This window comes from Micromonospora sp. CNZ309 (assembly GCF_002846525.1).
Window position 1 is genome coordinate 3,507,952 of the sequence record NZ_PJNG01000001.1, and the last position, 23,696, is coordinate 3,531,647.

Below are 23,696 nucleotides of genomic sequence, written 5' to 3' on the forward strand. Positions count from 1 at the left end.
TCCGCCCCTTCCGGCGGTGCCCGCGCGAAGTGGCGGGGATCCGATAGCGGCGGTCCTGGCCCCCGGGTCGCCGGCAGGTCCAGAGTGGAGGCCGGGCGACGAGTCGAGGAGGACGCATGGAGGACCAGCACCGGGACCGGCTGATCGGGGCGGTGGAGGCGCTGCTGCCGGAGGTGTCGCGGCGGGCCGGCGAGATCGAGGCCGCCCGTGGGCTCCCGGCCGACCTGCTCGACTCGCTGCGGGCCGCCGGCTGCTTCCGGATGTTCGTCCCCCTCGGCCACGGCGGGTACGACGCGGACCTGCGCACCGGGTTGCGGGTGCTGGAGGCGCTGGCCCGGGCCGACGGCTCCACCGGGTGGACCGTGATGATCGGCGCCGAGACGCCACACCTGCTGGCGATGCTGTCCCGCGACCGGTTCGACAAGGCCTACGCCGACGGGCCGGACGTGGTGGTCGGGGGCGGGTTCGCCCCGCAGGGCCACGCCGAGCAGGTCGACGGCGGCTTCCGGGTCACCGGCCGGTGGGCGTTCGCCAGCGGCGCCCGGCACGCCGACTGGATCTTCGGCAACTGCGTGCTCACCGAGGGCGGCGCGCCGCTGCCCGGGCCGGCGGGGGCACCGCCGCCGGTGCGCTCCATGCTCTTCCCGGCCTCCCGGGTCACCGTCCACGACACCTGGCACGTGCTGGGCCTGCGCGGCACCGGCAGCCACGACGTCGAGGTGGCGGACGCGTTCTGCCCCGTGGAGGAGAGCTTCGACCTGTTCACCGGGGTGCCCTGCGTACCGGGGCCGGGCTTCGTGGCGCCGCTGGTCCACTTCGTACTGCACCTCGGCGCGGTCGCCGTCGGCATCGCGCAGGGCGCGCTGGACGACATGGTCGCGCTGCTCGAAGGCGACCGGCAGCGGCTCTACGCGCGGCAGTCGCTCGCCGACTCGCCCGCCTTCCGCCTCCAACTCGGCCGCGCCGACCTCGACGTACGGGCGGCCCGGGCCCTGCTGCGCGACCTGGCCGACGACCTGTGGGCGGCCTGCGCCACCGACCCGGCGGCGGTCCCCGCGCTGCACCCGAGGATCTCCGCCGCGCTGCCCTGGGTGACGGAACGGGCCGCCGCCGCGGTCGACACCTGCTACCGGGCAGCCGGCGGCGGGGCGGCCCGGGACTCGTCGCCGTTGCAGCGCCGGTTCCGCGACATCCACACGTTCAGTCAGCACGCGGCGGCGGCGGAGGGCTGGCTCGCCAACAACGGCGCGCGGGTGCTCGGCCGGCCGGTGGAGCTGGCCTACTGACACCGGCACGAAGCGGCGCGCGGACGTTGGGGCGCGGGCGGCGGCGCGCGGACGTTGGGGCAAGCGGCGCGCGGGGCGCCGCGGTCAAGCGGCGCGCGGGGCGCCGGGGTCAAGCGGCGCGTGGGCGCCTCGGCGCGGGCGGGTGTCCCCGGTTTCCCAGCCGGAGCCGGGGCACCCGTCCGCCGTCGATCGACGGGTCAGCAGCGCTGCCGCTGCCCCGTGTAGTGCACGCCGACCTTGCCCACCACGGTCAGGTCGGTCAGGGCGGTGTTCGCACCGCGGTGCACGTAGCACGAGTAGCGGTGCTGGTTGATCACTTCGAGGTGGATGTGCACCCCGCTGTCACCGTTGACCTGGTAGCAGCTGGACCAGCGGAAGCGGCCCGTCTCGCCGAGCTTGGTCCACGGACCGACCGAGGCGCCGACGACGATGCCACCGGGCTTGTTGTTCACGTGCATCACGTCCGCCCGGCCGAGGATCTGCCCGGTCGTGGTGTCCCGGGCCTCGAGCCCGATGCGGTAGCCGCCGTCGGCGAGATTGCGGGTCGCGCAGCCCGCCTGGACGGTGACCACCTTGACGGCGACCGGGTGCCCCGAAGCGGTCTTGGTGCCGAACGGCGAGACGATCGTGGCACCCGGGCTGCGGTAGATGTCGACGGCCCAGTCGTTGGGGTAGCCCCAGTGGCCGAAGACGATGTGGTGTGAGGTCGGGCCGGAGAGGCCGAAGCGGTCCCAGGTGGACGCGCCCTGGATCGGCGGATAGACGTTGACCGTGTCCGCTGACGGATGCGCCTGCGCGGCGCCGACCGGGGCGACCACGGCGCCGACCACGAGCGCGAGAGCGGCCAACGCAGGGGCGAGACGACTGAACTTCACATGATCTCCATGGCTGTCCTGGCGCAGCGGGACTCGGCGGACATCGCACCGGGTGGCGCACGAGCGTTCCTGCGCGCGATCCGGCGGATCTTATACCACCATCGATGGATCTCATGATCGACGTCTATCCGCCCGCCGCGGCCCCCGGGTCTCCGGCCGACCGTTCAGACGTACGGGCGGGTGGCGTACGCCGCCCGCAGCGCGGCCAGCCCCGTCGACTTCGGCGACAGGGTGCCCCAGCCCGAGTTGAAGTAGTTGGTCCGCGCGATCCGGGGGCCCCGCTCCGCGTTGAGCTGGGCGACGGCGGCCGGCACGGTGGCGATCCAGGCCGCCTGGTCCGGCACCTCCGCCACGCGTACGCCCCACTCGGCGATGATCACCGGTCGGGAGAGGGCGACGGGGCCGAGATCGGCCACCGCCCAGTCCTTCGCCCGGCGGAACCGGGCCAACGCCGTGTGGGTGGGGCTGGTGGCGTACGCGTTCCACTGGAGGAAGTCGAGCCTGGCCATCAGCGCCTCCGGGTGGGTGCGCTGGAAGCACGCCCGGTCGAAGCCGCCCACCCCGACCGAGAACGTCGTGCCGGCGGGCAGTTGACGGGCCTTGAACCAGTTCACGATGTACGTCATCGCCTGCACCGCGCGGGCGTCCGACTGCGCCCACGGGTAGGTGACGCCGGACTCGGTGGTGCCGAACTCGTGGTCGGTGTCCAACTCGGAGGCGAGTTGGATGTTCACCCCGAAGCCCAGGGTCCGGTACTGGGACAGGGCGCGGGCGAACAGGCCGTCGCAGTGCCCGGCCAGGACCTGGCTGTAGCCGTACGCCCGGGGCCAGGTCGTGCCGGGGCGCTGCTGGATGGTCATCGCGGGCGCCGGGACGGTGTAGGTCACGCCGTCCACGGTGAAGGTCTGCGGCCCGGCGTTGGGCGCGCCGTAGTGCTTCAGCTCCAGCACCATGTTCATCCGCACCCCGGCCCTGCCGAGGGTGATCAGCCACGGCCGTTGGTAGCCGGGGAAGGTGTAGCCGTCGGCGAAGCTGCGGTACTGGGTCAGGGAGCGGAAGTTCCCACCGGCCATGTCGGCCGTCGGGTCGGCGCCGCCGGAGAGGTAGTAGCCGCCGAGCACCGGCGGGGCGATCGTGTAGTCGGCGGTGGCGGTGGCGGTACGGCCGCCGTTGTCGCGCACCGTGACCGTGACCCGGGGCATCACGCCACCGCCCGGTAGACGGCGACCGAACCGTTGTCCGACGCCCTGGTCCAGGTGCGGCCCGAGTCGTCGGCGACGGCGAGGGTGAGCGGATCGATGACGGCGGTGACCTTGACCGGCGCGCTGCTGTTGCCCTGCGCGTCGGTGACCACGATCGTGACGGTCACCGGCTTGGTGTCGGCGTCGCCGTAGGTGACCGTCAGGATCATCTGGTCGCCGGGCGAATAGGTGGTGGCGTTCAGGGATGCGGTGGCGGTGGGAGCGGCCATGCCGGCTCCTCTCGTGCTAGGCCGCCGGGCCTGACCGCTCGTGACCACGGCCGGCTCCGGCTGGGGAGGATGGCGTCGGGCGACTGCCGGTACGCGGCCTCGCGCTGCGCTGGCTGCCCAGCGCTGCGCTACGCCGGGGCCGAACTCGGTGATGGCGGCGCTGGCGGGGGCGGTGCTGCCCGCCGGGCCTGAGGGAAGGGGATGTGGCCCGCCATCCTCACGCCTCTCACCTGCTACAACAGTGCGCCGCAGAGACGGCCGGCGTCTTGTCTGTTATCGGACGCTCCACACCACCGATCACCACTTGCGCAATCTAGCCGCATATGCCGGATGAGCGCGATTCGTTTCTGTGCGGCCGTCTCCGCACTCGGTCAACCTGCCCTGCCCACCCTCCTCCCCCCGCTTCCCCGCTCGTGATCAGGACGCTATGGACGTCACCCGGCGGTTTCAGGGTCCATGGCGTCCTGATCACCACTGGTCCGGCCGCTGGGCTTCAGGCGGGCGATGGTCTGTGGGGAGGGTCCTCAGCCGCAATCAGGCACAGCCGTGAGTTGCTCGCGTCATGGCGCGTACGGGGCGGCGGCGGGCTGGGAGTCGGCCGTACAGTGTGCCGACCGTTCGATCGAGGAGGGGTTCCTTGACCCAGCCACCACCGGTGCCGGGCCCTCCGGGAACCGGCGACACGCACGGCGACACCGGTGACGATCCCCGGAACCAGACGCCGTACCTGCTCGTCATGCCGCCCACCGAGGGCGCACCGCCCCCGATGGTGTGGCCCGGGGCGGAGGGCGCGCCCGCCTGGGCGATCCCCGTCAGCATCCCGCCCGGGACGCGCGGGTACGCCGTGTTCATCCCGCTGGTGCCGGCCGCCTCGGACCCGCCGGCCCCGGCACCGTCCGTCCCCGCCGCCAGGTCGGCCGAGGCGTCGGCCGCGCCGGCCCCCACAGTCCCCGCCCAGCCGGGAGCGGGCAGCCCCACGGCAGTTTCCCAGCCGGGAGCGGGCATCCCGACGCAGCCCGCCTCCGTGACGGCGGCGGACGCCGTGGCACCGGCTACCGAGCCGCCATCCGACGCCGTCAGCCCGCCGTCGGCCACCATCGACGCGGCACCGGCCGCCGCTCCCGCCGGACAGACCGGGAACGGGCCCGCCGCCGGGACGGCGCCGACCGCCGGGGCACCCGCCTCCGAGTCGCCCACCACCGAGACGGCGCACGCCACCCGGGCACCGGCAGGCGCGTGGGCGGGCAGCGGCGCATCCGCCGCCGGCACGCCCGTGACCATCGCCCAGCAGCACGCCGCCGCGCCGTACCGGATCGGGGTGCCGTCCGGTGCGCCCGCGCCGTACCGCGGCTACCAGCCGGTCCCGCGCCCGCCGTCGTTCCTCGACACGCGCTGGCCGGGTCCGGCGCCGGCCCGGGACCGGGCGGTACCGGCCGCGATCCTGGCCGGAGCGCTGGGGCTGGCGTTCTTCGTACCGCTCACCCGCACCGGCATCGGCTGGTTCCTCGGCTGGCTCGCCCTGACCGTCGCGGTGGTCCTCGCGGTGCGGCGGACGGGCGCGGAACTGCCGCGCGCCGACCGGCGGATCCGCGCCGGCTGGGCGGCGGCGTCCCTGGCTCTGCTGTCGGTCCTGGCCTTCCGCAACGCGTGGTGGCTGGTGACGTTCTGCGTGCTCGGCGCCCTCGCGTGCGCGACCCTCGCGATCGTCGGCGGCCGGCTCGTCCGCTCGATCCTGTTCAGCCTGGTGGCGGCGCCGTTCGCGGCGTTCCGGGGGCTGCCGTGGGTGCGTGGTCACCTGCACGCCCCGGCGAATCCCGGCCTGGTCCGCCGTGTCGTCGGATCGGCCGCGGCCACCATCGTCGCGCTGATCGTGTTCGGCGCGCTGCTGTCCTCGGCCGACGGCGCCTTCTCCGTGATGCTCGGCGAGCTGATCCCGGAGGTCAACGTCGGCACGGCGTTCCGCTGGGTCTTCCTCGCCGCCGTGGGTGGGCTCTGCGCCGTCGCCGCCGTCTACACGTTGGCCGCGCCGCCCGACCTGTCGACCGTGGACCGGCCCGGCACGCGCCGCTTCGGCCTCGTGGAGTGGGCTCCCGTCATCAGCGCCCTGACGCTGCTCTTCGGCGGCTTCGTGGCGGTGCAGTTCACCGTCCTGTTCGGCGGGCAGCGGCACGTCCTGCGCACCGCCGGCCTCAGCTACGCCGAGTACGCGCGCAGCGGGTTCTGGCAGCTCGTCGTCGTCACCCTGCTGACGCTGGCGGTGCTCGGCGGGGTGGCCCGCTGGGCGCGACGGGACCGGGCCGTCGAGCGCCACCTGCTGCGGGTCCTGCTGGGCCTGCTCAGCGCCCTCAGCTTCGTCATCGTGGTGTCGGCGCTGTCGCGGATGTACACGTACCAGAAGGTCTACAGCTTCACCGGCGAGCGGCTCTTCGTGATGGCGTTCGAGCTGCTGCTCGGCACCGTGTTCCTGATGATCCTGGTGGCCGGGCTGCGGTGGCGCGGGGCCTGGATCCCCGGCACCACCGTGGCGCTCGCCGTGGTGATGCTGCTGGGCCTGGCCGTGCTCAACCCGGAGGACTACGCCGCCCGCCGCAACATCGCCCGGTACGAGCAGACCGGGAAGATCGACGCCTGGTACCTGCGGGCGCTCTCGGCGGACGCGACGCCGGCCCTGGCGGGCCTGCCCGATCCGGTGCGCCGCTGCACGCTGAGCTGGATCGCCAAGGACCTCGACGAGCCGGACCCCTGGTACGCCTGGAACCTGGGCCGGGACCGGGCACGCGCGGCGCTCGACCGGGCCGGGCCGGGCGCGGTCGGCGGTCCACGCGACTGCCGGGCCGCCGACCAGTTCGACCTGCCGAAGCGCCGCCGCTGACGGACCCGCGTCGCGGTACGCGGCAGATCAGGGCATCGGCGTCGCGCCAGGGTCGAAGCAGCAGCCGTCCCCGGGTCGCTCCGGGGACGGCGGGACTGCCGGGTCGGTGGGCCGGGTGCGTCCACCGGGTGCCGGTCGGGTCACCAGGGCTCGGGGATGCTCACCGCGAGGCAGCGCCGGGTGCCGGGGACCGGCTGGTAGCAGGCGGACGCCTCCAGGTTGTTGGTCAGGTCGGAGCGGGAGAAGGACGTGCTGCCGCCGTCGACGCAGGTGCCGCCGCTGGTGGACACACCGCCGGTGACCTTGGCCGTGGCGCAGCCGACCGTGGCGGCGGTCTTCTCCACCGTGTTCAGCGAGGAGCGCTCGTCCGTGTACTGGTGGACGCCGTAGCCGATCAGCCGCACGCCGGGACGGGTGACCGTGTACTGGAACGCCGTCGACGTGTAGTACGACCAACTGGCGCCGGTGCCCACGGTGCGCAGCTCCGGATCGGCGGACGAACCGGGAACGAACATGGCGAAGCCCTTGTCGTGGGTGGTGGTGCCCGCGACCATCCGGTAGACGATCACCAGCAGCCCCTGGCTGTAGCTGCCGGTGGAGTAGGTCAGGTAGCTGCCGCTGCCGCAGGTGGTCCGGTCGGCGACGTAGCCGACGCCGTTGGCGTAGAGCATCACCCTGGCGCAGCGGCCGTCGTCGGCGGTGTCCTCGATCGTACCGACCGTGGTGCTGGTGCCTGAGTTGTCGGTGGCGTAACCGGTCAGCCGGACGCCGGGCAGCGTGCCGGCGTACTGGTAGGCGGTGGGATGGTAGTAGCTCCACGAGGCCGACCAGCCGCTACCGGAGGGTAGCGCGAGCGCCGGCGAGGCGGGCAGCAGTGCGGCGACCAGCGCGGCGACCAGGGCCGCGAACAGCGTCACGCGGGTCGACCGCCATCGGAAACGGGCCTTCATCGGTCCTCCGATCTCCACGACGGGCACGACACCCGGCGTCACGGATCAGGTTGACCGACGACGTCGGCGGCGAGTACCGCTGGGTCTCGAAGCGGACAGCCGGACGGCACCATCCGGCGCCCCGGGCAGGCGGGCCGACAGCAGGTCGCGCAGGCGGGCGCGGTCCCGCGCCGTCAGGGAGGCGACATACGTGGGGGCGCGGCGGCACGGCCAGCCACCGCAGGAACTCCCCCGCGACGGGGCGGCTCCACCGACGCCTCGTAGGCCCTGCCATCCACCCAGACGGGGTGCGTCATGCGCAAACCGTACGGCGCAGGTCGCCTGCCGGGCCTCGACCGCCGGGGCCGGTTCGCGCCGGTTCGACTCGGTCAGCCAGACTCGGTCGTACCCCTGCCCGCCCGACAGCCTGCGAGCGCACCCCGTACCCCTCGTCCGATGGTTGGAGCGCATGTCCCACACCCTCCTCGTCTGGTTGGTCGGCGGCCTCCTGCTGGTGGGCGCGGGCTTCGCGACGGCTCTGCTGCCGAGGTGGCGCGCGCGGGAGCGGGAGCGCCGGACGGCCTGGTCCACCGCGCGCGCGGCCATCGACAGCGCGGCCGTCAGCCGGGACGCGGCGGCGACCCGGGTGCCGCAGGCCGAGCGGCTGCTGACCCGCGCCGAGTCGATGGCAGCCGGGCGCGGCGGGGCTTCCGCCGCCCGCGCGGCGGCGCAACACGCGAGGGAGGCCGACCGGCTGTGGCGCACGCACCAGTGACACCCCGCAGGCACTACCGCTACGAGCTGCTGCGGTGGTCGCTGCTCGGCGTCGCCGTGGTCGTCCTGGTGGTCTTCCTACTCGCCCAGCGGCAGAGCGTCGACGTCAGCTACGGCCGGTCGCCGGCCGCCACGGCGAAGATCGACGAGGGCTCGGCGGGTGAGCTGAGCGACGCGAGCGTGCCATCGGTGGACGAGATGACCGCGCTGGTGGCCGCCGAGCCGGTGGTGCGGCTGCCCGGCTCGACGGCGCGCTGGAACGAGCAGCGGGTCCGCGAGGCCGCCGGCGACCGCCCCGTCCGGATCCTGGTCGCGCCGCCCGGGCTCGACAAGGACGAGCGCGACCGGGTGCGGGACGTGGAGAACGCGACCATCCGGGTGATCGGCACCGAGGTCAGCGGCGGCATCTACCAGGCCGTGGCCGACACGCTGCCCGACTGGCGGGCGCAGTTCGCCACCGCCGACGTGACGAACCTGCTGGTGGGGCTGATCGCCGCGCTGCGGGACGCGCCCGACCCGCCCGAGCACGACGAACTGCGGTGGCGCGCGCCGACCGACCGGGAGCTGGCCGCCGTCGCCGCCGACCTGCGGGCCACCGGCCTGCACCTCGGGGCCGGGGCCACGCTGACCGGTGTCCCCGACAAGGCCGCGCGCAACGCCTTTCCGGACGGCGCCCGGTACGTGGCGCTGCCCGCGCAGCCGTTCGGCGAGCCGGTGCCCCGGTACGGGCCGGCGCTGGCCGAGCTGTTCCCGGGCACGCCGATCGTCGTGATGTACGGGCTCTGGATCGAGTACCACGGGCCGGCGGCCGACGACTTCGCGGAGCTGGCCGGGGCGAGTTTCTACGGCCAGTTCGCCGGTCGGCTGAGCCGCTACGACTACCCGCAGGGCAACGTGCTGACGGCCTGGCTGAACCGGGTCACCGACCTGCGCTACTCGGGGCTGTTCGACCGTCCGCTGCCGTACCGGCCGATCGATCCGCTGCGGGTGGCGCTGCCGGCCCTGCCGTGGATCTTCGCAGGCTGCGTGGCGACGTTCCTGATCCTCTCGGTCCGGTCGCTGCGCCGGCCGGACGGGGCCGTGCTCCGGCGGGGCGACCCGGGGCGGGGCGGCACTCCCGCGCGGTTGGCGGGTCTCACCGCGCTCGCCGTCGAGATGTCCCTGCTCACCGACGCGCGCAGCGACCCGGCGCTGACCCGGGGCGTCGTCAAGCTCCAGGCCGCCCGCGCCGCGCTGGACGAGGAGCTACCGGACCGCCACGCGCGTACGTTGCTCAACGAGGCGTCCGAGGAGCTGGACGACGCCGCCCGGACCCTGGGGATCGCCAGTTACCGCCCGGACCTCTACCTCCGGGGCAGGCTGTCGTGAACCCGTCCGTACGACGTCGGCTCGGTGACCTGTTCGGCACGCCCTTCGGCATCGCCGTCCTGGCCTGCCTGGTGCTGGCCGGCTGGGCGTTGTGGACCGGCGGGGCGCTGGACGGTCCGGTCGCCCGGCACGTGCGCGCCTCGTCCGTGTACGTCGCACCGGGTGTCGACCTGGACCGCGCGGCGGCCGAACGGATCATCGGCAACCGCCGGCTGGTCGTGCTGATGCTCGAGCCGGGCGCGGACCTCAGGCAGGGCTGCCACCAGGTCGAGCGCGCCGCCGACGGGACCGTCGTGCTGGTCATGAGCCGCGACTCCGACGAGTACGACACCTACGGCTGCGCGCTGCTGCCCGGGCGCGACGACGGGAACTTCGGCCGGGCCTTCGTGGCGGAGATGACCATCAGCCGGGGCGTCGACACCTTCGCCGACCGCCCCCTGGAGGCGCTGAAGGTCGTCACCGTCAACTACGACCTGCTGGTGAAGGCCGGCACCGTCCCCGACGGCGCGCGGACGATCAGCCCGTCGCTGCCCCGCTTCCTGCTCGCCGGCGCCGCGATCCTGGCCGTCGTCGCCGGGGCGACGGTGCTCTACGTGGGTGGCCGCCGCGCGGGCCGGCTCGCGGACGCCCGTCGCCGCCGCCGCGACGGGAACGCCGACGCCCGTGGCGCGCTCGGCGCCGCCGCGGCCGTACTGGCGCAGCAGATCATCGACCTCGACCAGCGGTACGCCCGGGCGCAGCGCCAGGCCTACGTCAGCGGCGCCGAGGAGGCGTTCGGCAGGAGGTACCTGGCGCTGACGTCGGACTACGCCGCGCTGCTCGACCGCGTCGCGGCGGTGGACGCCGACGACGAGGAGGCCGTACGCGAACTCGTCGAGCGGGTCGACGCGTTGAGCCGGCGGGCGTCGACGCTGACGGAATCGCCGACCGGGAACGGGGCCCGCCCGAAGGGCGCCCGCAGCCGCAGCGCCCCGCCCTCCGGCGGCTGACCGCCCGTCGGAGGGCGGGGGTGTCGCCCGTCGGAGCAGGGCGACGACGGGCGCACAACCCGGACACAGCTCGTGGACAGCCGCTACCTCGTGCGTGGTCAGCTTGACGTCAGGGTCCGCTGGGCTCCGGGCGAACCGCGCGATGAACGACTTCCTCGGTCGTCAGCGGACTACGTGGATGGTGGCTCAAGCACAACGGGGCCTGCATCTTGACGAAACGGGCACCTTCCACCCCGGCGTAGAACTGCCCCGTCCGCATCTTGCCGACGTCCGGGACATCGGTCCCCTTCGCTCTGGCCACCTCCCGAGCCGCCTCGATCTGCACCGGAGCGGTCAGCAGGCCGAAGAACTGGGTGGCGGCGTTGCCGGCGATCTGGTTGTGCAGCCCCTTCGGTGCCTGCGTGGCGAAGACCAGACCCAGCCCGTACTTGCGCGCCTGCGAGGTCAACGCCAGGGTGCTCTCCGTGCAGGCGGTGACGGCACCGGACGGGGCCAGGGTCTGGGCCTCGTCCATCACGAAGAGCCCACCGAGCGGCCGATCGCCGGCCGGATGACGCTTGATCCAGGTGAACAGTGCGAGCTGCAACTGGTTCACGAAGCTCTGACGCTGGTGCTCTTCGGGCAGACCAACGAAACTGATCACCGACACCCGGGCCCGGTATCCGGACTTCGGGGTCAGCAGGTCCCCTGGGTCGACGGGGGTACCGACACCGCCGAACAGCGGGTCGTTGATCAGCGCTGCCTTGAGCAGCTGCGCCATGCCCGCCCCCAGCTTCGGCGCGCTGTCGAGCTGGCTCACCCCGTCCGGCAGTTCGTTGAGCACCTCGGTGAACTCGCGCAGGTCGTTCGCACCGGTGCGGGCGTAGCTGATCAGCGCCTCGCGCAGCACCGCGCGGCCCAGCCGGGCCTTGTCCGTCCCGCCGTCGACCCGGGCATGCGGAGCCAGCGTGGCAACGGCGGCGTTCACCGCGGCGGTGAACCCGTCCGGGTCGTCCAGTACATCGGCGAACTTCGGCAACGGTTGGAAGGCCAGCGGTCGTCCGCTCTGCCGTCCCGGCGTCCAGATGACTACATCGGTACCGGACAGGTACGCCTCGGCCCGGGCCGCGTCATCCGGTCCCCACCCGTCGGGCTGTGCCGGCCACGCCTCGCCGAGCCGGGCCAGGTCGTTGTTCGGATCGAGGACGATCGCGGAGACACCGCGCAGCGCGCACTCCTCGACCAGCCGGCGGATCAGGACGGTCTTGCCTGAGCCGGAACCGGCGAAGATCACCGTATGCCGTCGAAGCGACTCGAGGTTGATCCGCACGGCGTCCGGCCGCCCGGCGACCGTCCCGAGCACGAGGGACGTCGCATCGGGCCCGGCTTCCGGCCGGGTGTCTGCGCGCGGCACCACCCGTACGGCTGCCGGGTCGGTCGCCGGCAGCGCAGCCTCGGCGGGTCCTGGTGTGCCCGGGACCCCTGCCCGCCCGACCACGCGGGTCGACGGAGGCGTCTGCGGCTCGGCTGCCTGCCCCGACCTCAACATGCCGCCCGGTTCGCTCTCACCGGCGAGCACCGCGCGGCCCAGTGCGGCCACTGGTCGCGGCTCCACCGCGGAAGTGCTACTACGGCTGCCCAACGCATCCCTCAGGCAGGTGACATCCGAAGCCGGCCGCCGGTCGGCGAACCACGGGCGCAACGTCTCCAGCCCGTATTGCTGGATGAGCTGTTCCAGGGCTACCAGCCGGCGGATGTCTTGACCGGAGAAGGGGAGCGTACGGCCACCGGCCCGCCCGAACGCCTCCAGCACCTCACGGGTGCGGGCACCGGCCGACCAAGGTGCGCTGCGCAGCAGGAACAGCCGTCGCTTGGCGACTCCCTCGGTCAGCCCGGCGGTGGTGACGGCGTTGCGGATCCGGTTCAGCGCGGCGATGTGGTGCGATGCGGCTATCGCCCGGAACGACCAGTGCTCCTCATCCTCGCTTTCGTCGTCGAGACTGTGGCGCAGCCGCGCGTGCAGGGCGGGTTTCCCGCCGGCCGGAAGCGGATCGAGGCTGAAGGTGTCAACGGCGCTCCCCTGCTCGGCGATCCACGCGGTCAACCCGGCCTTGAGCAGCGGTGGCACTCGGACGTCCTCGTATTGATGGAATTCGGCGAGCTCAGGCTCCCCCCGGTTGACAAGTTCCTGGTAGCGGGCGTCGATCTTGTCGAACTCGTCTCTTCGGCTGCCAGCGGCCGACGTACGAACCATCGGCGTCGGGGCAGTCTCGACTACCGCTCGGTCCGCCGTCGAGTGCAGCAGATGTCGGAGTTCCTGCACCTCGCCAGCCGCCAGGCAGGCCCGCACGTGCGTGTCGATCCGGCGGAGCAGTTCGCGGGGCGTGAAACCGACTACCTCGTCGAACGCGGATGGGTGGATGGGCCAGGTCGGGTACGGCGGCTCGAACCCGAGCCCATCGAAGATCACCGTGAACCGCTTCTCGACCAGTTCTCGCCCGACGCCGACGGAGGGAATCTCCTTCAGCGGGGCAGCCTCCCGGAACCGGTCCTGAACCGTGTCGGTGGCTTGGTCCTTGACGTTCTGCCAGGTCTGCGGCAGGCACGACACGACGGAGAGTGAACGCCTGGTCGTCTCCCGCAGCGCCATGAGCCCGCTCGCGACCTGTTCCAGCAACAACGACGTCTGCCAGTCGGTCTCGCCCCGGACGTCCTGGTTGGTCGCCTTGACGGACTGGGCGACCATCAGGTCGATCTGGTCGACCGCGATCACCGTAGGACCGACCATGGCCAGCAGCCGCGAGGCGTCCCGAACCACCTCCTGCGGGGCCCGCCGGGTGCGCCGCAGGCCCCAGGCGGCCCTGGTGCCTGGCTCCTCCTCGTCACTGGAACAGAGGAAGTCGTAGCCGATGTCCTGCATCTCTGCGGACTCGGCCGCGTAGAGCACGAGCGCTCGCGCCGTGTCCTGGCATTCGGTGCCGATCTGGCGGTCCGCTTTACGGATCAGGTCGACGAAGGCGTCGAGCGCCGGTCGACTCAGTTCGGTCTCTCCGGTGACCGCCCGGCGAACCGCCCTCGGGGAGCCGACCAGATCCGCCAGCCGACGCAGGAACGTACGCAGTTGCGTCGTACCGTCCGGCATCGGCCTGGCGAGGTTCGTGAGCAGCGACATCGCGGTGCTGTGCCAGAACGCGCGAGCCTCAAGCAGTTCGACTAGGAAGAAGAACCCACCGCGCAGTTGCACCTCCTGGCGCACCGTGCCGAGCAGGTGGGTCTTACCGGTGCCCCGTTGGCCCAGGATGGCGACACCTACCGGGCTGGAGTCGGCGCTGCCGTCCGCTTCCAGGAAGCTCTCCAGCACCGTCTGGACGACGTCGCGGTGCAGACCCTCGACGTGGAAAGGGACCGGCTTCCAGACGTCGTCCGGCGTCGGAGCCCAATTGAACCTCAGCGCGGCCAGGGCCTGCCGCTCCTCGTCGCTCATCATGACGAGATGGCGATGAGGTGCTTGTCCTGGTTGCCGATGCTCACTGCGGCGGCCCGCTCCTCCGGCCGGAGGACCTTCTGGTTGGACTCCGGAACCAGGTGGACGTTCCGTTCCCGGTTCAACTCGACCAGGGCGGCGTCGACCTCCGCACGGGACAGGTCGTCGAGCGCGGAGCGCAGGTCCGACAGCATGACGTAGTCACCCGGCGCGGCGGCCAATCCCTGATATGCCTGCCGCACCAGCGCGACGGGGTCGGCCGTCCGGCTCGGGGCCGGGCCGGACGTCGGTGGCGTGGACACCGCCGAGGCCACGGCCTCACCGTTGATCTGCAAACGGAACAGGTCGTCAACACGAAGGCCCGAGTGGTCGACCAGCCGTCGCAGGAAGTCCAGTGCGACGTAGAGCGTCCCACCGGGGCTGCCTGCCCCCTTCGGCGGTTCCGCCCCCAGTTCCTGGGCGGCTCGGCGCCACCCGGCATCGGTCAGGGCCAGGGTGATCGGCTTTTCGGTGACCTCAATCAACTTGAGCGACAACAGTCGGCGCCGATGGTCGGCCTTCAGCCCGATCCCGGCGACATTGGTGAAGTAGGTCTGCGGCAGCGGCGTCGCCTTGATCATGAGCGTGATGAGAATGCACCGGTCAACGAGGGGGAGTTCCTTTTCCGGCATGCGGATGCTCCTCTGTGGCGCGCGTCTTCGCGCCACGTTCACGGTGATCATCGAAGACTCGAAGGGGTGGCCATGCTTTCGGCAACGGGGCGGCCCGTGCCCGGGCCGATTCTGCCGAGGGCGTCCGACGAGCGCAAGGTCACTAATCCGGCTGCAGAAAGCCGACACCACCGTTCAATGGATCTTCAGCAGTCCTGCTTGGAAGGCATGACTGAAACACCTGTTCGCGGCGGCGAGAAGTGATCCAGTGCCCGGCCGTTGCCAAGCATCGGCGGCAAGAGGCAGCATGTTGACCGGCGAGAGGGCGCAGGTCATTCGCGCGCCGAGACCTCTCATCTGGCCTTTCCCGCAAAGACGTCCCGGAGGCAACCGTGCAGTCTGAGGTGGTCCGTTACCAGGTCGACGACCGGACGGTCGCGCTGATCGAGGTCGAGCCACCCGCCGGCTTCCAGCCTGCCGGAATCGGCGACGTCGCCGGCTGGGTACGGGAATCCGCCGCGCCGGCGGTCGCCGCCGCGAAAGAGCTGTTGGAACAGGTGAAGACGGCCGCTCCGGACGCCGTCGAGGTGAAATTCGGGGTCAAGGCGACCGGTACCGCGAGTTGGGTCGTCGCGAAGGCAACCGGAGAAGCCAACTTCGAGGTCACTCTCCACTGGCACGCGGTCAGCTCCCCGGAGAGCGACACCGGGCCGCAGCGTTGACGGACGGAGTGGCCGGTGACCGCAGTCCCTGACAGCCCGTGGGCCGTCGCCCTGCATCGGGGAAATGAGCACGCACCGGTCGGCACAGGCATCGTCATCGACACGAACCTCGTCCTCACCTGCCACCACGTGGCATGTGCTGGCGACGGCACCATGCACGATGACCTATCGGTCGCTTTCCCCCGCGCCCCGAAGGTCAAGTACTTCGATCGACGCAAGGTCCGCCAATGCCTGCACGACGGCTGGCGGGCCGCGCGCGTCGACCTGGTTCTGCTCGAACTCGTCGAGCCGGTGCCGGCCACCGTCGCACCCGCGAGGCTTCGCTGCCTAGAGCCCAAACCGCTGATCGACCATCCCTTCTGGGCGTACGGGTATCCGGTCGGGATAGCCGGGGGCACTCCGGCCACCGGCACCGTGACCGAGATCGGCGGCTGGGGCCACGTCATGATCGACAGCGGCGCCAGCGGCGCCCTGCGAAAGGGGTTCAGCGGCGGCGCCGTCTGGTCACCGGAGTACCAGGCGGTGGTCGGTGTCGTCGTCTCCGCCGACGGCCACGGCAAGGGCCAGGCCGTGACACTGCACTACGCCGACGAACAGCTACCCGAGATGAAGTTGGGGGCACTTGCCGCGTGGCGGGTCGAGGACGCCGACGACACGGCCCTCTCAGCTTGGGGTTGGACGCTCAGCACCGATGGTGAGGCCGGACGCCACTGGTTGCCCCGGGCCAGGGGCGTGACGGTCGACACCGAGGGCGGCACCCGGTTCCGTGGCCGTACCGCCGCCCTGCGGCACGTCGTGGACTGGATCGATGGACCGGCACCGGTCGCCCGGCCGCTGATCGTCACCGGCTCCCCCGGCGTGGGCAAGTCCGCGGTCCTCGGCCGGATCGTCACCACCGCCGACCGGCAGATCCACGCGGCCCTACCGGCCGACGACGTCGCCGTCCGGGCCACCCTCGGCTCGGTTTCATGCGCCGTGCACGCCAAGGGCAAGACCGCCATCGAGGTGGCGACCGAAATCGCCCGTGCGGTCGCCGTCGACCTGCCCGACACGCCGGCCGATCTGATGCCGACGGTACGCGAGCGGCTGGAGCGACGCCCCCACCGGTTCGCCCTGATCATCGACGCGCTCGACGAGGCCACCGATCCCGGCAACGTCCGGCAGATCATCAACGAGATCCTGCGGCCGCTGGCTCGCGACTGTGGCCAGTACGGAGTGCGGGTGATCGTCGGCACCCGACGCTCCGACGACCGAGGCGATCTGATCCCGTGTTTCGGTGATGATGCCGAGCTGATCGACCTCGACACGCCGGAGTACTTCGCCGAATCGGATCTCGTCAACTATGCCCAGGCGACCTTGCAACTGCTCGGCGCTGAACGCCCGGCCAATCCATACACCGCTTCCGTCTCGGCGGTACCACTTGCCCGGCGAATCGCCGCCCTGGCGAAAGGCAACTTCCTCGTCGCCGGTCTCGTCGCCCGGGCGCACGCGCTGCGCGACAGCGAGCCGGTCGATCCCGCGAAGGTGTCCTTCACCGCAACGGTGGCACACGCGCTGGACACGTATCTCGCCGGCCTGCCAGCGGCGGGCTCCACCTCCGCCCGGCTGGCCCTGACCGCCTTGGCGTACGCGGAGACACCGGGGCTGCCGCTGTCTTTGTGGCATGCCGCGGTGACGGCCCTTGGCGGGATGGTCACCGAGGCGGAACTCGGCCGCTTCGCCCGCACCTCGGCGGCGAACTTCCTCGTCGAGACGGGCGGCGGCGCGCAGCCCGCGTACCGGTTGTTCCACCAGGCGCTGAACGACGCGCTCCTTGCGGATCGCGGCGCGCGGGTGGCCCACGATCAGCACCGGCTCGTCTCCGCCTGGGTGGAGTCGGCCGCTGCGACCGGTTGGGCCGCCGTCCCGGACTACCTGCTGCGGTCGCTGCCCCAGCACGCCGCCCGTGCCGGGCTCGTGGCGCGGCTGCTCACCGACGAGGACTACCTGCGACACGCACACCTGGACCGGCTGCTCATGGTCGTCGACGCGGAGCCGACGCCGATGGCGCCGTTGCCGCAGGCCCGGGCCCGCCTGCTGCAACGCACGCCGCTGGCGGTCGCGGCGGATCCGGCCGAGCGAGCCGCGCTGTTCTCGGTCGTCGACCGCCTCGACGGTCTCGGCAGCGGGATCGTGGCCGACGGGGCACCCTACCGCGCGCGGTGGGCACACACGCCTCCCCGCCAGGAGCGCAGCGTGCTCGACGGGCACTCGCAGGCCGTCTACGATGTCGCCGCCATCGAGATCGACGGCCGGCGGCTACTCGCCTCCGCCGGGGATGACGGCACGGTCCGGCTCTGGGATCCGCTGACGAACCAGGCCGAGCAGGTCTTCACCTGCCACGATGACACGATCCGCAGCGTCTGCGCCGTACGGGCCGGCGCGGACGAGGTACTGATCGCCACCGCCAGCCATGACGGCACGGTCGGGTTGTGGGATCCCCGGACCGGCCACCACCGGCACGAGCTGCGTGGACACCAGGACTGGGTACGCAACATCTGCGCGATTCCGCTGCCCGACGGCGACCTTCTCGCCTCGGCCGGAGACGACCGCACGGTACGGGTATGGGACCCGGTCACCGGTGCGCAGCGGTACGAGCTGACCGGGCACGTCGGCTGGGTGACGGCCGTGACCTACGTGCCGGCAGACGACCGCCATCTGCTGGCATCCACCGGATACGACGGGGTCATCCGGATCTGGCCGCTGACCCCCCAGGATGGGCCGCCGTCGGCTCTCACCGGCCACGCGGGCTGGGTCACCACTCTCTGCGCAGTGCGTACGCCCGATGGCACGCTGCTCGCCTCGGCGGGCTACGACGGCACGGTGCGCCTGTGGGATCCGCTGACCGGTCGGCAGGTCCGGGTCCTCGACACCGGCGGCCCGGTAACAGATCTCTGCACAATCGACGTCGAGGGTGGTTGCCTGCTCGCGTCCACGGGCGAGGACGGGCTCATCCGGTTGTGGGAGGTGCCGACCTGGACGAGCCGACCGACCCTGCGGGGACACGCGACCTGGATCCGCGCCGTGTGCGAACTGCGAACCGCGAAGAACCGGATGCTGGCCACCGCCGGCGATGACGGCACGGTCCGGTTGTGGGATCCGGCGGGCGGTCAGCCCGACGCCGTCGCCGACCAGGACCGCTTCGGACCGGTGAACGCACTCTGCCGCGTGCCCGGCGAAGGACCGACGGTGGTGGCTTCCGGCAGCGCCGACGGCCGGGTGCGGTTCTGGAACGCCAGCACCGGTGAGCGACTGCGGGAGTTCAAGGCGCCAGGGGGTGCCGTCAACGCCATGTGCGCGGTCGTCGACGACGAGGAACCGTTGATCCTCACCACCCGCGACGACAACGTCATCGGGACGTGGGACGCGCGGGACGGTTCACCTGTGCAGGAGATGGCGGAACACCACGCCCCGGTCGCGGCGGTCTGCCCGATCATCATCAACGGCGAGACCCTGATCGCCTCCGCCGGTGACGACCAGGCGATCCGGCTGTGGCATCCGCACACCGGCACCGTGCGGAGAGTTCTGCTCGGGCACGTCACCCGCGCCTGGGTGACCGCGCTGGCCACCATCAGCTGGCCCGGCGCCCAGGCGCTCGCCTCGGCGGACAAGAGCGGCACCGTGATGCTCTGGACGGGCGGGGACACGCCGCGCTGGACCCAGCAGGGCCACCAGGATGCAGTGGACGCGCTGTGCGGCGTCACGGTGTCGGGCCGTCCGGTGCTGGTGTCGGGCAGCGCCGACCACACGATCCGGATGTGGGACGCCGAGCGTGGTCAGCCCGTGCGATGGTTCATCGGGCACTGCGGGCCGGTCACCGGGCTCAGCTTGGTGGAGATCGACGGTCGTACGCTGCTCGCTTCGACGAGCCGGGACCGCACGGTACGGATCTGGGAACTGACCACCGGCCGGTTGGTGCGCACGATCCCCGTCTACCATCCGGCGCTCGCCTGCTGCACCGTCGGTGACACCCTGCTGGTGGGCCTGGACCAGGGACTGCTGGCTCTGACGATCGACGCCTGACGAACGCACCGACCACGTCGGCGGCAAGGATTCCTTGCACACGCCACCAGGTTCACCGACTCGGCGACCCCGACCCTCGAATTGAGACATGGGACGTCGTTTGCCGGCTCGGACCCGGAAAAAGTGATTACGCAGACACTCATAGTTACTGAGTGTCAATGCGAGCCGGCTTGACATGGTCCGACAAGTCGCCTCGCCCTGCGTGCAACGAGCGTTACTTTGCGCTGTATGACCAGGTGTAACGCTTGATTGCCGAGTTCCGGAAAGATTCTGGACGGTGAGACATCTACATTCGCCCCTCGCCACGGATAGTAATTGGCGGACGAAGGGTGACGAGGGGGAATGATGAACGAAGCGTTGGCCGAGCCGCTCTCCGGCTACGAAGTGCTGGTCTTGTTTCTCACCATGGCGGCGACGACGGCAGGGTTGGTACGCGCCTATGTCGCCCACCGGACACAGCTACACCAGGAACGCGAGGCATCGACACGCGCCGCAGCCCGAGTGACCGGTCTGATCAGGCTCGCGGAGGCCAACCACGATGCGGTACGGATCGTGGAACGCGACCTTGACGGGCATCGTGAGGTCGAACTGGGTGGCCGCAGGATGCAGAGGTGCGACGTCTCCAGGGAGGCCGCGTGACTGAGATCGAGGGCACGGCCGCCCTGAGGCCGGAGCCGGCCGACAGCGAAGCGGCGCGGAGGGCGGAGGCCGCGCGCCTGAAGGCCCAGCACGACCAGGAGTTCGCTGCCTTCGCCGAGGCCTCCTACCACATCGTGGAACGGATTCTCAGGGCGGGCTGCTGGGACCGTGAGGTGGTCCAGGACGCACTCAACGAGGCGTACCTGCACGGACGAGTCCAGTGGCCCAAGCTGCGCGCCTACACCAAGCCGATCGGTTGGGTGGTCACCACCGCGCGGTACAAGATTCGTAAGGACCATCAACGACGTCAGCGCGAAACCGCAGTGGCACCGGAAGACCTGCCCCCCGCGCCGCACCCGGACATCGCCGACGTGTGGGAGGCACAGGAGGCGCTACGGACCTGGCTGCACCAGCTCCCGTCACGGCACGCGGAGGTGTTCCAGATGTCCCGCGAGGGGTTCTCCAACCAGGAGATCGCCCGCGCCCTCGGGTTGACCGAAAACAGCGTTCGCTCCTACAAGGTCGCCGCACGGAAGCGCCTGCGCGAACTGGCCGAGGAGGCCGGATACACGGACTCGGAAGGCCGCCGCCGGCAGGGAGCAAGTCATGGATCTCGATGACATTCTGGCGCTGGCCGAGACAAGCCAGCCCAGTCCGCTGGAGCTCGCCCGCGCACGCCGTGTCGCGCGCACGGCGCAGAGCCAATACGACCTCTCGCTCGCCGAGGGTTACGAGATCAGGGTGGACAGCGATCTCGTCGACCCGTTGACCGCCGACGTCGACGAGGCGACCAGGGTCTCCCGCGCCGCACAGCTGGCGAAGCTGGGCACGATCACCTGGACGACCGGTGGCTGCAAGCGCCAGGGCTCTGGGCACCTCGTCTGGTCGGACGAGATGGCGATGATCTTCGGGCAGCCGCCAGGAACGTTCCGCCTCACCCCCGAGACGCTCGTCAGACTCGTGCATCCCGCGGACGTGGAGAGGGTCCGAAGGGCTGTCAGGGCGGCTTGGGAGCAACTCCGCCCCGGCGAGATCAGCTTCAGGGTGATCCAGCCGGGCGGCTGTGTCCGCCACGTGCACTGTCACCTCGAGGTGCTCACGACCGACGGGGAGCCGTCGGGGCTCATCGCCACGGGAGAGGATGTCACCGTGCTCGAACTCGCCCGACAAGAGCGCCGCCGACTTGCCATCCGCAGCGAGATGCTCTGCGCCGACCTGTCCGTACGGGACACCGTGACCGGCCTGCCGACCCGCGGCTACGTCACCGACGAGATCGATCGGGTGCGTCGAACCACAGGCGGAGCACTCGTCGTCGTGGCGACCGAACCCGCCACCCGGCTGCCCGAGGCGCTCACCGACGAGGACCACGACCAGTTGACGGCAGCGGTCGCCCGTCTCCTCCGTACGATCGTCGGGGACGAGGTGACCTGCGGGCTGGCCGGCTCCGGCCTGTGGGCCGTGCTCCTCGCCCCGTCCCCCGCGCACGCCGAGGCCGCCGAGGCCGTGGCGGTCCGGATCGTCGACACGTTCCGGCGCCACCTGTTCAGCGTCCGGCATCGGACGTTGCGCCTCAACACCTGGGCGGGCCTGGTGGAGTTCGGCAGCGGCGTGCCCGCCACCGGGTTCGATCTGCTCGTCGATGGTGAGCATGCGGCCGGCGACGCCCGCCGGAACGGCACTCCAATCAGCGTTCTCGACCAACCGGTCACCGAGGAGGATCGGACGGAGCGATGCCGTTCGCGGGTGCGCCGTGCGGTCTCGGCCAACAGGTTCGCCCTCTATGCACAGCCCATCGTCGACCTCAGCCTCAACCAGGTCACCCGCCACGAGATCCTCCTGCGAGTTCGCAGCGACACCGGTGAGCCCGTGGCGCCGTGGGCGTTCCTCGAGATGGCCGAGCGCGTCGACGAGATCCTCGCCGTGGACAAGTGGGTCATCGACCACGCCTTGGAACTGATCGGCCGAGGTGCCCAGACCTCCCACTACCAGGTCAATGTCTCCGGCAAGTCGCTCGCCGACCCCGGCCTGCTCACGTACGTGACCGAGGCGATCCATCGGCACGGGGTCAACCCGGAATGCCTGACCTTCGAGATCACCGAGACCGCTCTCATCGAGAACCGTAACGAGGCCCTTGCCTTCGCCACGGGAATCAGGGAGATCGGCTGTCACCTGGCGCTGGACGACTTCGGTACGGGATACGGCGCCCTCGCCCATCTGAAGTACCTTCCGGTGGACCTGGTGAAGATTGACGGGACGTTCGTCGTCGACCTCTGCCGGTCGCCGGCGGACCAGGCCGTCGTGTCGAAGTTGGTCGAGCTGTGTCACTCGCTCGGTATCCGTGTCGCTGCCGAGTACGTCCAGGACGAGGAGACCATCGAACTCCTGAGGAGTTGCGGTGTCGACTTCGCCCAGGGTTACCGGACCGGGCGGCCTGAACCGATAGCGGTGAGCCAGGAGCAACCGGTGCGGACGATCGAGTTCGTACTGCGGTTTCCACCACAACACACCGCGATGGGGTGACCGGGAACCGGGCAGAGATCGAGTGTGGTCGACACTGCACCCACGGCATCCCTACGCGGTAAGCGATCGGCAGTCCCGAGAAGAACGGGCGGCGGCGTTACGCGCCCTGCTGCGAGAGGTTAATGTCCCGAGTGCTGCCGCCCGGAGGATCCGTCGTCCTACATCGACGTCGTGGTACGCCGCTGGACCAGTGCGGACCAGCGCATCAAGCCCTCCAAGCGCGCGCCGGAGAACCGGATCCGAGATCTGATCCGGGGGCTCCGGGGAGGCGCAGGGCGAAAACCTCATCTACGCGGAGTCGGGGTGGCTGGAACACCTCGCGGCACGCTTCGGCACGGCGCTGCTCGCAGCCGACCAGGCCGAGGAGAACGGCGGAGCGGGAGAGTTTGACCGTGAAGTGACCACGTGCGGACCCGACTGCGGCAGGTACGAATCGGTACACGGACCTTCGTGTGGCGCGCGATGATCCGGCACGTGCCGGCAGCGGTGATTGCCACCGGGGCATCCGGCTGCGGATGTGGGGCGCCGGAAAGACGAGCCAGGCACTCCAGGCGGATCTGCTCTCGATCGCCTGGCCTCCACCGTGGGGGATGCGCCACCGACTGCACCTATCCGACGCCGGCCGACGTACGAGCGGTCATCAGTTACGCCGTGGAGCACGGGTGGCAGCCCGAGCGGCAGGGCGGAATGTTCCTGCTGATCGAGCAAGAGCACGCGTCCGGGTTCAGCATGCCCGATTTCCTGTGGACCGACCGGCTGCGGACGCCCGAGAGCGCCGACCCCACGAGACGGGTGGTCCGCGCCTACGAGCTTCGTCAGGGAGCATGACGTTCTTCGGCACATCGAATGCGGCTTCGCCCGCATGCGCTCGGATGCCGCCGACCGTTACCAGAGCAACTGAGGGCCAGGGCCAGCTCGCGCCGCTGCGGAATAATGGCATGGCTGACCGGTGGTTTCACGTGGTGGGGCGGGCGGGACTCGAACCCGCGACCGAGGGATTATGAGTCCCCTGCTCTAACCGGCTGAGCTACCGCCCCGTTACCGCGCCGGATCTTATCCCGCCCGGTGGATCACCG

17 protein-coding genes and 1 tRNA gene are annotated in these 23,696 nt (G+C 71.3%); 11 read left to right on the top strand and 7 right to left on the bottom strand.

Annotated elements, in window-relative coordinates; translation table 11 throughout:
• The first annotated feature begins 116 nt into the window (after window positions 1-116).
• A complete protein-coding gene (locus CLT72_RS14295) occupies window positions 117-1,286 on the top strand; it encodes an acyl-CoA dehydrogenase family protein (RefSeq protein WP_101412288.1) in 1,170 nt (389 codons plus the stop codon).
• 197 nt (window positions 1,287-1,483) lie between these two features.
• Here the strand turns inward: CLT72_RS14295 and CLT72_RS14300 are convergent, their stop codons facing one another.
• From CLT72_RS14300 to CLT72_RS14310, 3 genes are all read right to left on the bottom strand, one after another.
• Entirely contained in the window at window positions 1,484-2,161 is a 678-nt protein-coding gene (locus tag CLT72_RS14300) for a hypothetical protein (RefSeq protein WP_101412290.1), read from the bottom strand.
• Between the two features lie 164 nt (window positions 2,162-2,325).
• Window positions 2,326-3,363, bottom strand: coding sequence for a hypothetical protein (locus CLT72_RS14305; protein ID WP_101412292.1), 1,038 nt, complete (start codon window positions 3,361-3,363; stop codon window positions 2,326-2,328).
• A complete protein-coding gene (locus CLT72_RS14310; RefSeq protein WP_088998975.1) occupies window positions 3,363-3,632 on the bottom strand; it encodes a hypothetical protein in 270 nt (89 codons plus the stop codon). The genes CLT72_RS14305 and CLT72_RS14310 overlap by 1 nt, the downstream gene beginning before the upstream one ends.
• A 637-nt stretch (window positions 3,633-4,269) precedes the next feature.
• Here CLT72_RS14310 and CLT72_RS14315 point away from each other — a divergent pair.
• A complete protein-coding gene (locus CLT72_RS14315; RefSeq protein WP_486484263.1) occupies window positions 4,270-6,504 on the top strand; it encodes a DUF4153 domain-containing protein in 2,235 nt (744 codons plus the stop codon).
• Between the two features lie 140 nt (window positions 6,505-6,644).
• Here CLT72_RS14315 and CLT72_RS14320 read toward each other — a convergent pair whose 3' ends face one another.
• Complete coding sequence (locus CLT72_RS14320; protein WP_144082253.1) at window positions 6,645-7,421, bottom strand: hypothetical protein; 777 nt, start codon at window positions 7,419-7,421, stop codon at window positions 6,645-6,647.
• 481 nt (window positions 7,422-7,902) lie between these two features.
• On the opposite strand from CLT72_RS14320, the gene CLT72_RS14325 reads away from it, so the two are divergent.
• From CLT72_RS14325 to CLT72_RS14335, 3 genes are read left to right on the top strand one after another with little or no spacing between them, the layout of a single operon-like run.
• Window positions 7,903-8,208 (top strand): DUF6403 family protein, encoded by a 306-nt coding sequence (locus CLT72_RS14325; RefSeq protein WP_088998970.1) that lies wholly within the window; start codon window positions 7,903-7,905, stop codon window positions 8,206-8,208.
• Window positions 8,190-9,575, top strand: a complete 1,386-nt coding sequence (locus CLT72_RS14330) for a hypothetical protein (protein ID WP_358167815.1) — start codon at window positions 8,190-8,192, stop codon at window positions 9,573-9,575. Before CLT72_RS14325 ends, CLT72_RS14330 begins: the two co-directional genes overlap by 19 nt.
• The gene (locus CLT72_RS14335) at window positions 9,572-10,564 is read left to right on the top strand and encodes a hypothetical protein (protein WP_486484264.1); all 993 of its coding nucleotides are present in this window, start codon (window positions 9,572-9,574) and stop codon (window positions 10,562-10,564) included. Before CLT72_RS14330 ends, CLT72_RS14335 begins: the two co-directional genes overlap by 4 nt.
• Window positions 10,565-10,673: 109 nt before the next feature.
• On the opposite strand, the gene CLT72_RS14340 is transcribed toward CLT72_RS14335, so the two are convergent.
• The gene (locus tag CLT72_RS14340) at window positions 10,674-14,030 is read right to left on the bottom strand and encodes an ATP-binding protein (RefSeq protein ID WP_101412298.1); all 3,357 of its coding nucleotides are present in this window, start codon (window positions 14,028-14,030) and stop codon (window positions 10,674-10,676) included.
• Window positions 14,027-14,698: a hypothetical protein gene (locus tag CLT72_RS14345; protein WP_101412300.1), complete on the bottom strand. Its 672-nt coding sequence runs from the start codon at window positions 14,696-14,698 to the stop codon at window positions 14,027-14,029. The genes CLT72_RS14340 and CLT72_RS14345 overlap by 4 nt, the downstream gene beginning before the upstream one ends.
• Before the next feature lie 371 nt (window positions 14,699-15,069).
• Between CLT72_RS14345 and CLT72_RS14350 the strand changes: the two genes are divergently transcribed.
• From CLT72_RS14350 to CLT72_RS32805, 6 genes are all read left to right on the top strand, one after another.
• Complete coding sequence (locus CLT72_RS14350) at window positions 15,070-15,399, top strand: CU044_2847 family protein (protein WP_101412301.1); 330 nt, start codon at window positions 15,070-15,072, stop codon at window positions 15,397-15,399.
• Window positions 15,400-15,414: 15 nt separating this feature from the next.
• Window positions 15,415-19,461 (top strand): trypsin-like peptidase domain-containing protein, encoded by a 4,047-nt coding sequence (locus CLT72_RS14355; RefSeq protein ID WP_101412302.1) that lies wholly within the window; start codon window positions 15,415-15,417, stop codon window positions 19,459-19,461.
• Window positions 19,462-19,803: 342 nt separating this feature from the next.
• A complete protein-coding gene (locus CLT72_RS14360) occupies window positions 19,804-20,100 on the top strand; it encodes a hypothetical protein (RefSeq protein ID WP_393400976.1) in 297 nt (98 codons plus the stop codon).
• A complete protein-coding gene (locus tag CLT72_RS14365; protein WP_101412303.1) occupies window positions 20,097-20,720 on the top strand; it encodes an RNA polymerase sigma factor in 624 nt (207 codons plus the stop codon). The genes CLT72_RS14360 and CLT72_RS14365 overlap by 4 nt, the downstream gene beginning before the upstream one ends.
• A complete protein-coding gene (locus CLT72_RS14370) occupies window positions 20,707-22,620 on the top strand; it encodes a GGDEF domain-containing phosphodiesterase (RefSeq protein WP_101412304.1) in 1,914 nt (637 codons plus the stop codon). The genes CLT72_RS14365 and CLT72_RS14370 overlap by 14 nt, the downstream gene beginning before the upstream one ends.
• A 687-nt stretch (window positions 22,621-23,307) precedes the next feature.
• On the top strand, window positions 23,308-23,448 hold the full coding sequence (locus tag CLT72_RS32805; protein WP_393400982.1) for a hypothetical protein: 141 nt from the start codon (window positions 23,308-23,310) through the stop codon (window positions 23,446-23,448).
• A 132-nt stretch (window positions 23,449-23,580) separates the two neighbouring features.
• On the opposite strand, the gene CLT72_RS14380 is transcribed toward CLT72_RS32805, so the two are convergent.
• Window positions 23,581-23,657, bottom strand: a tRNA-Ile gene (locus CLT72_RS14380).
• Window positions 23,658-23,696: the final 39 nt, after the last annotated feature.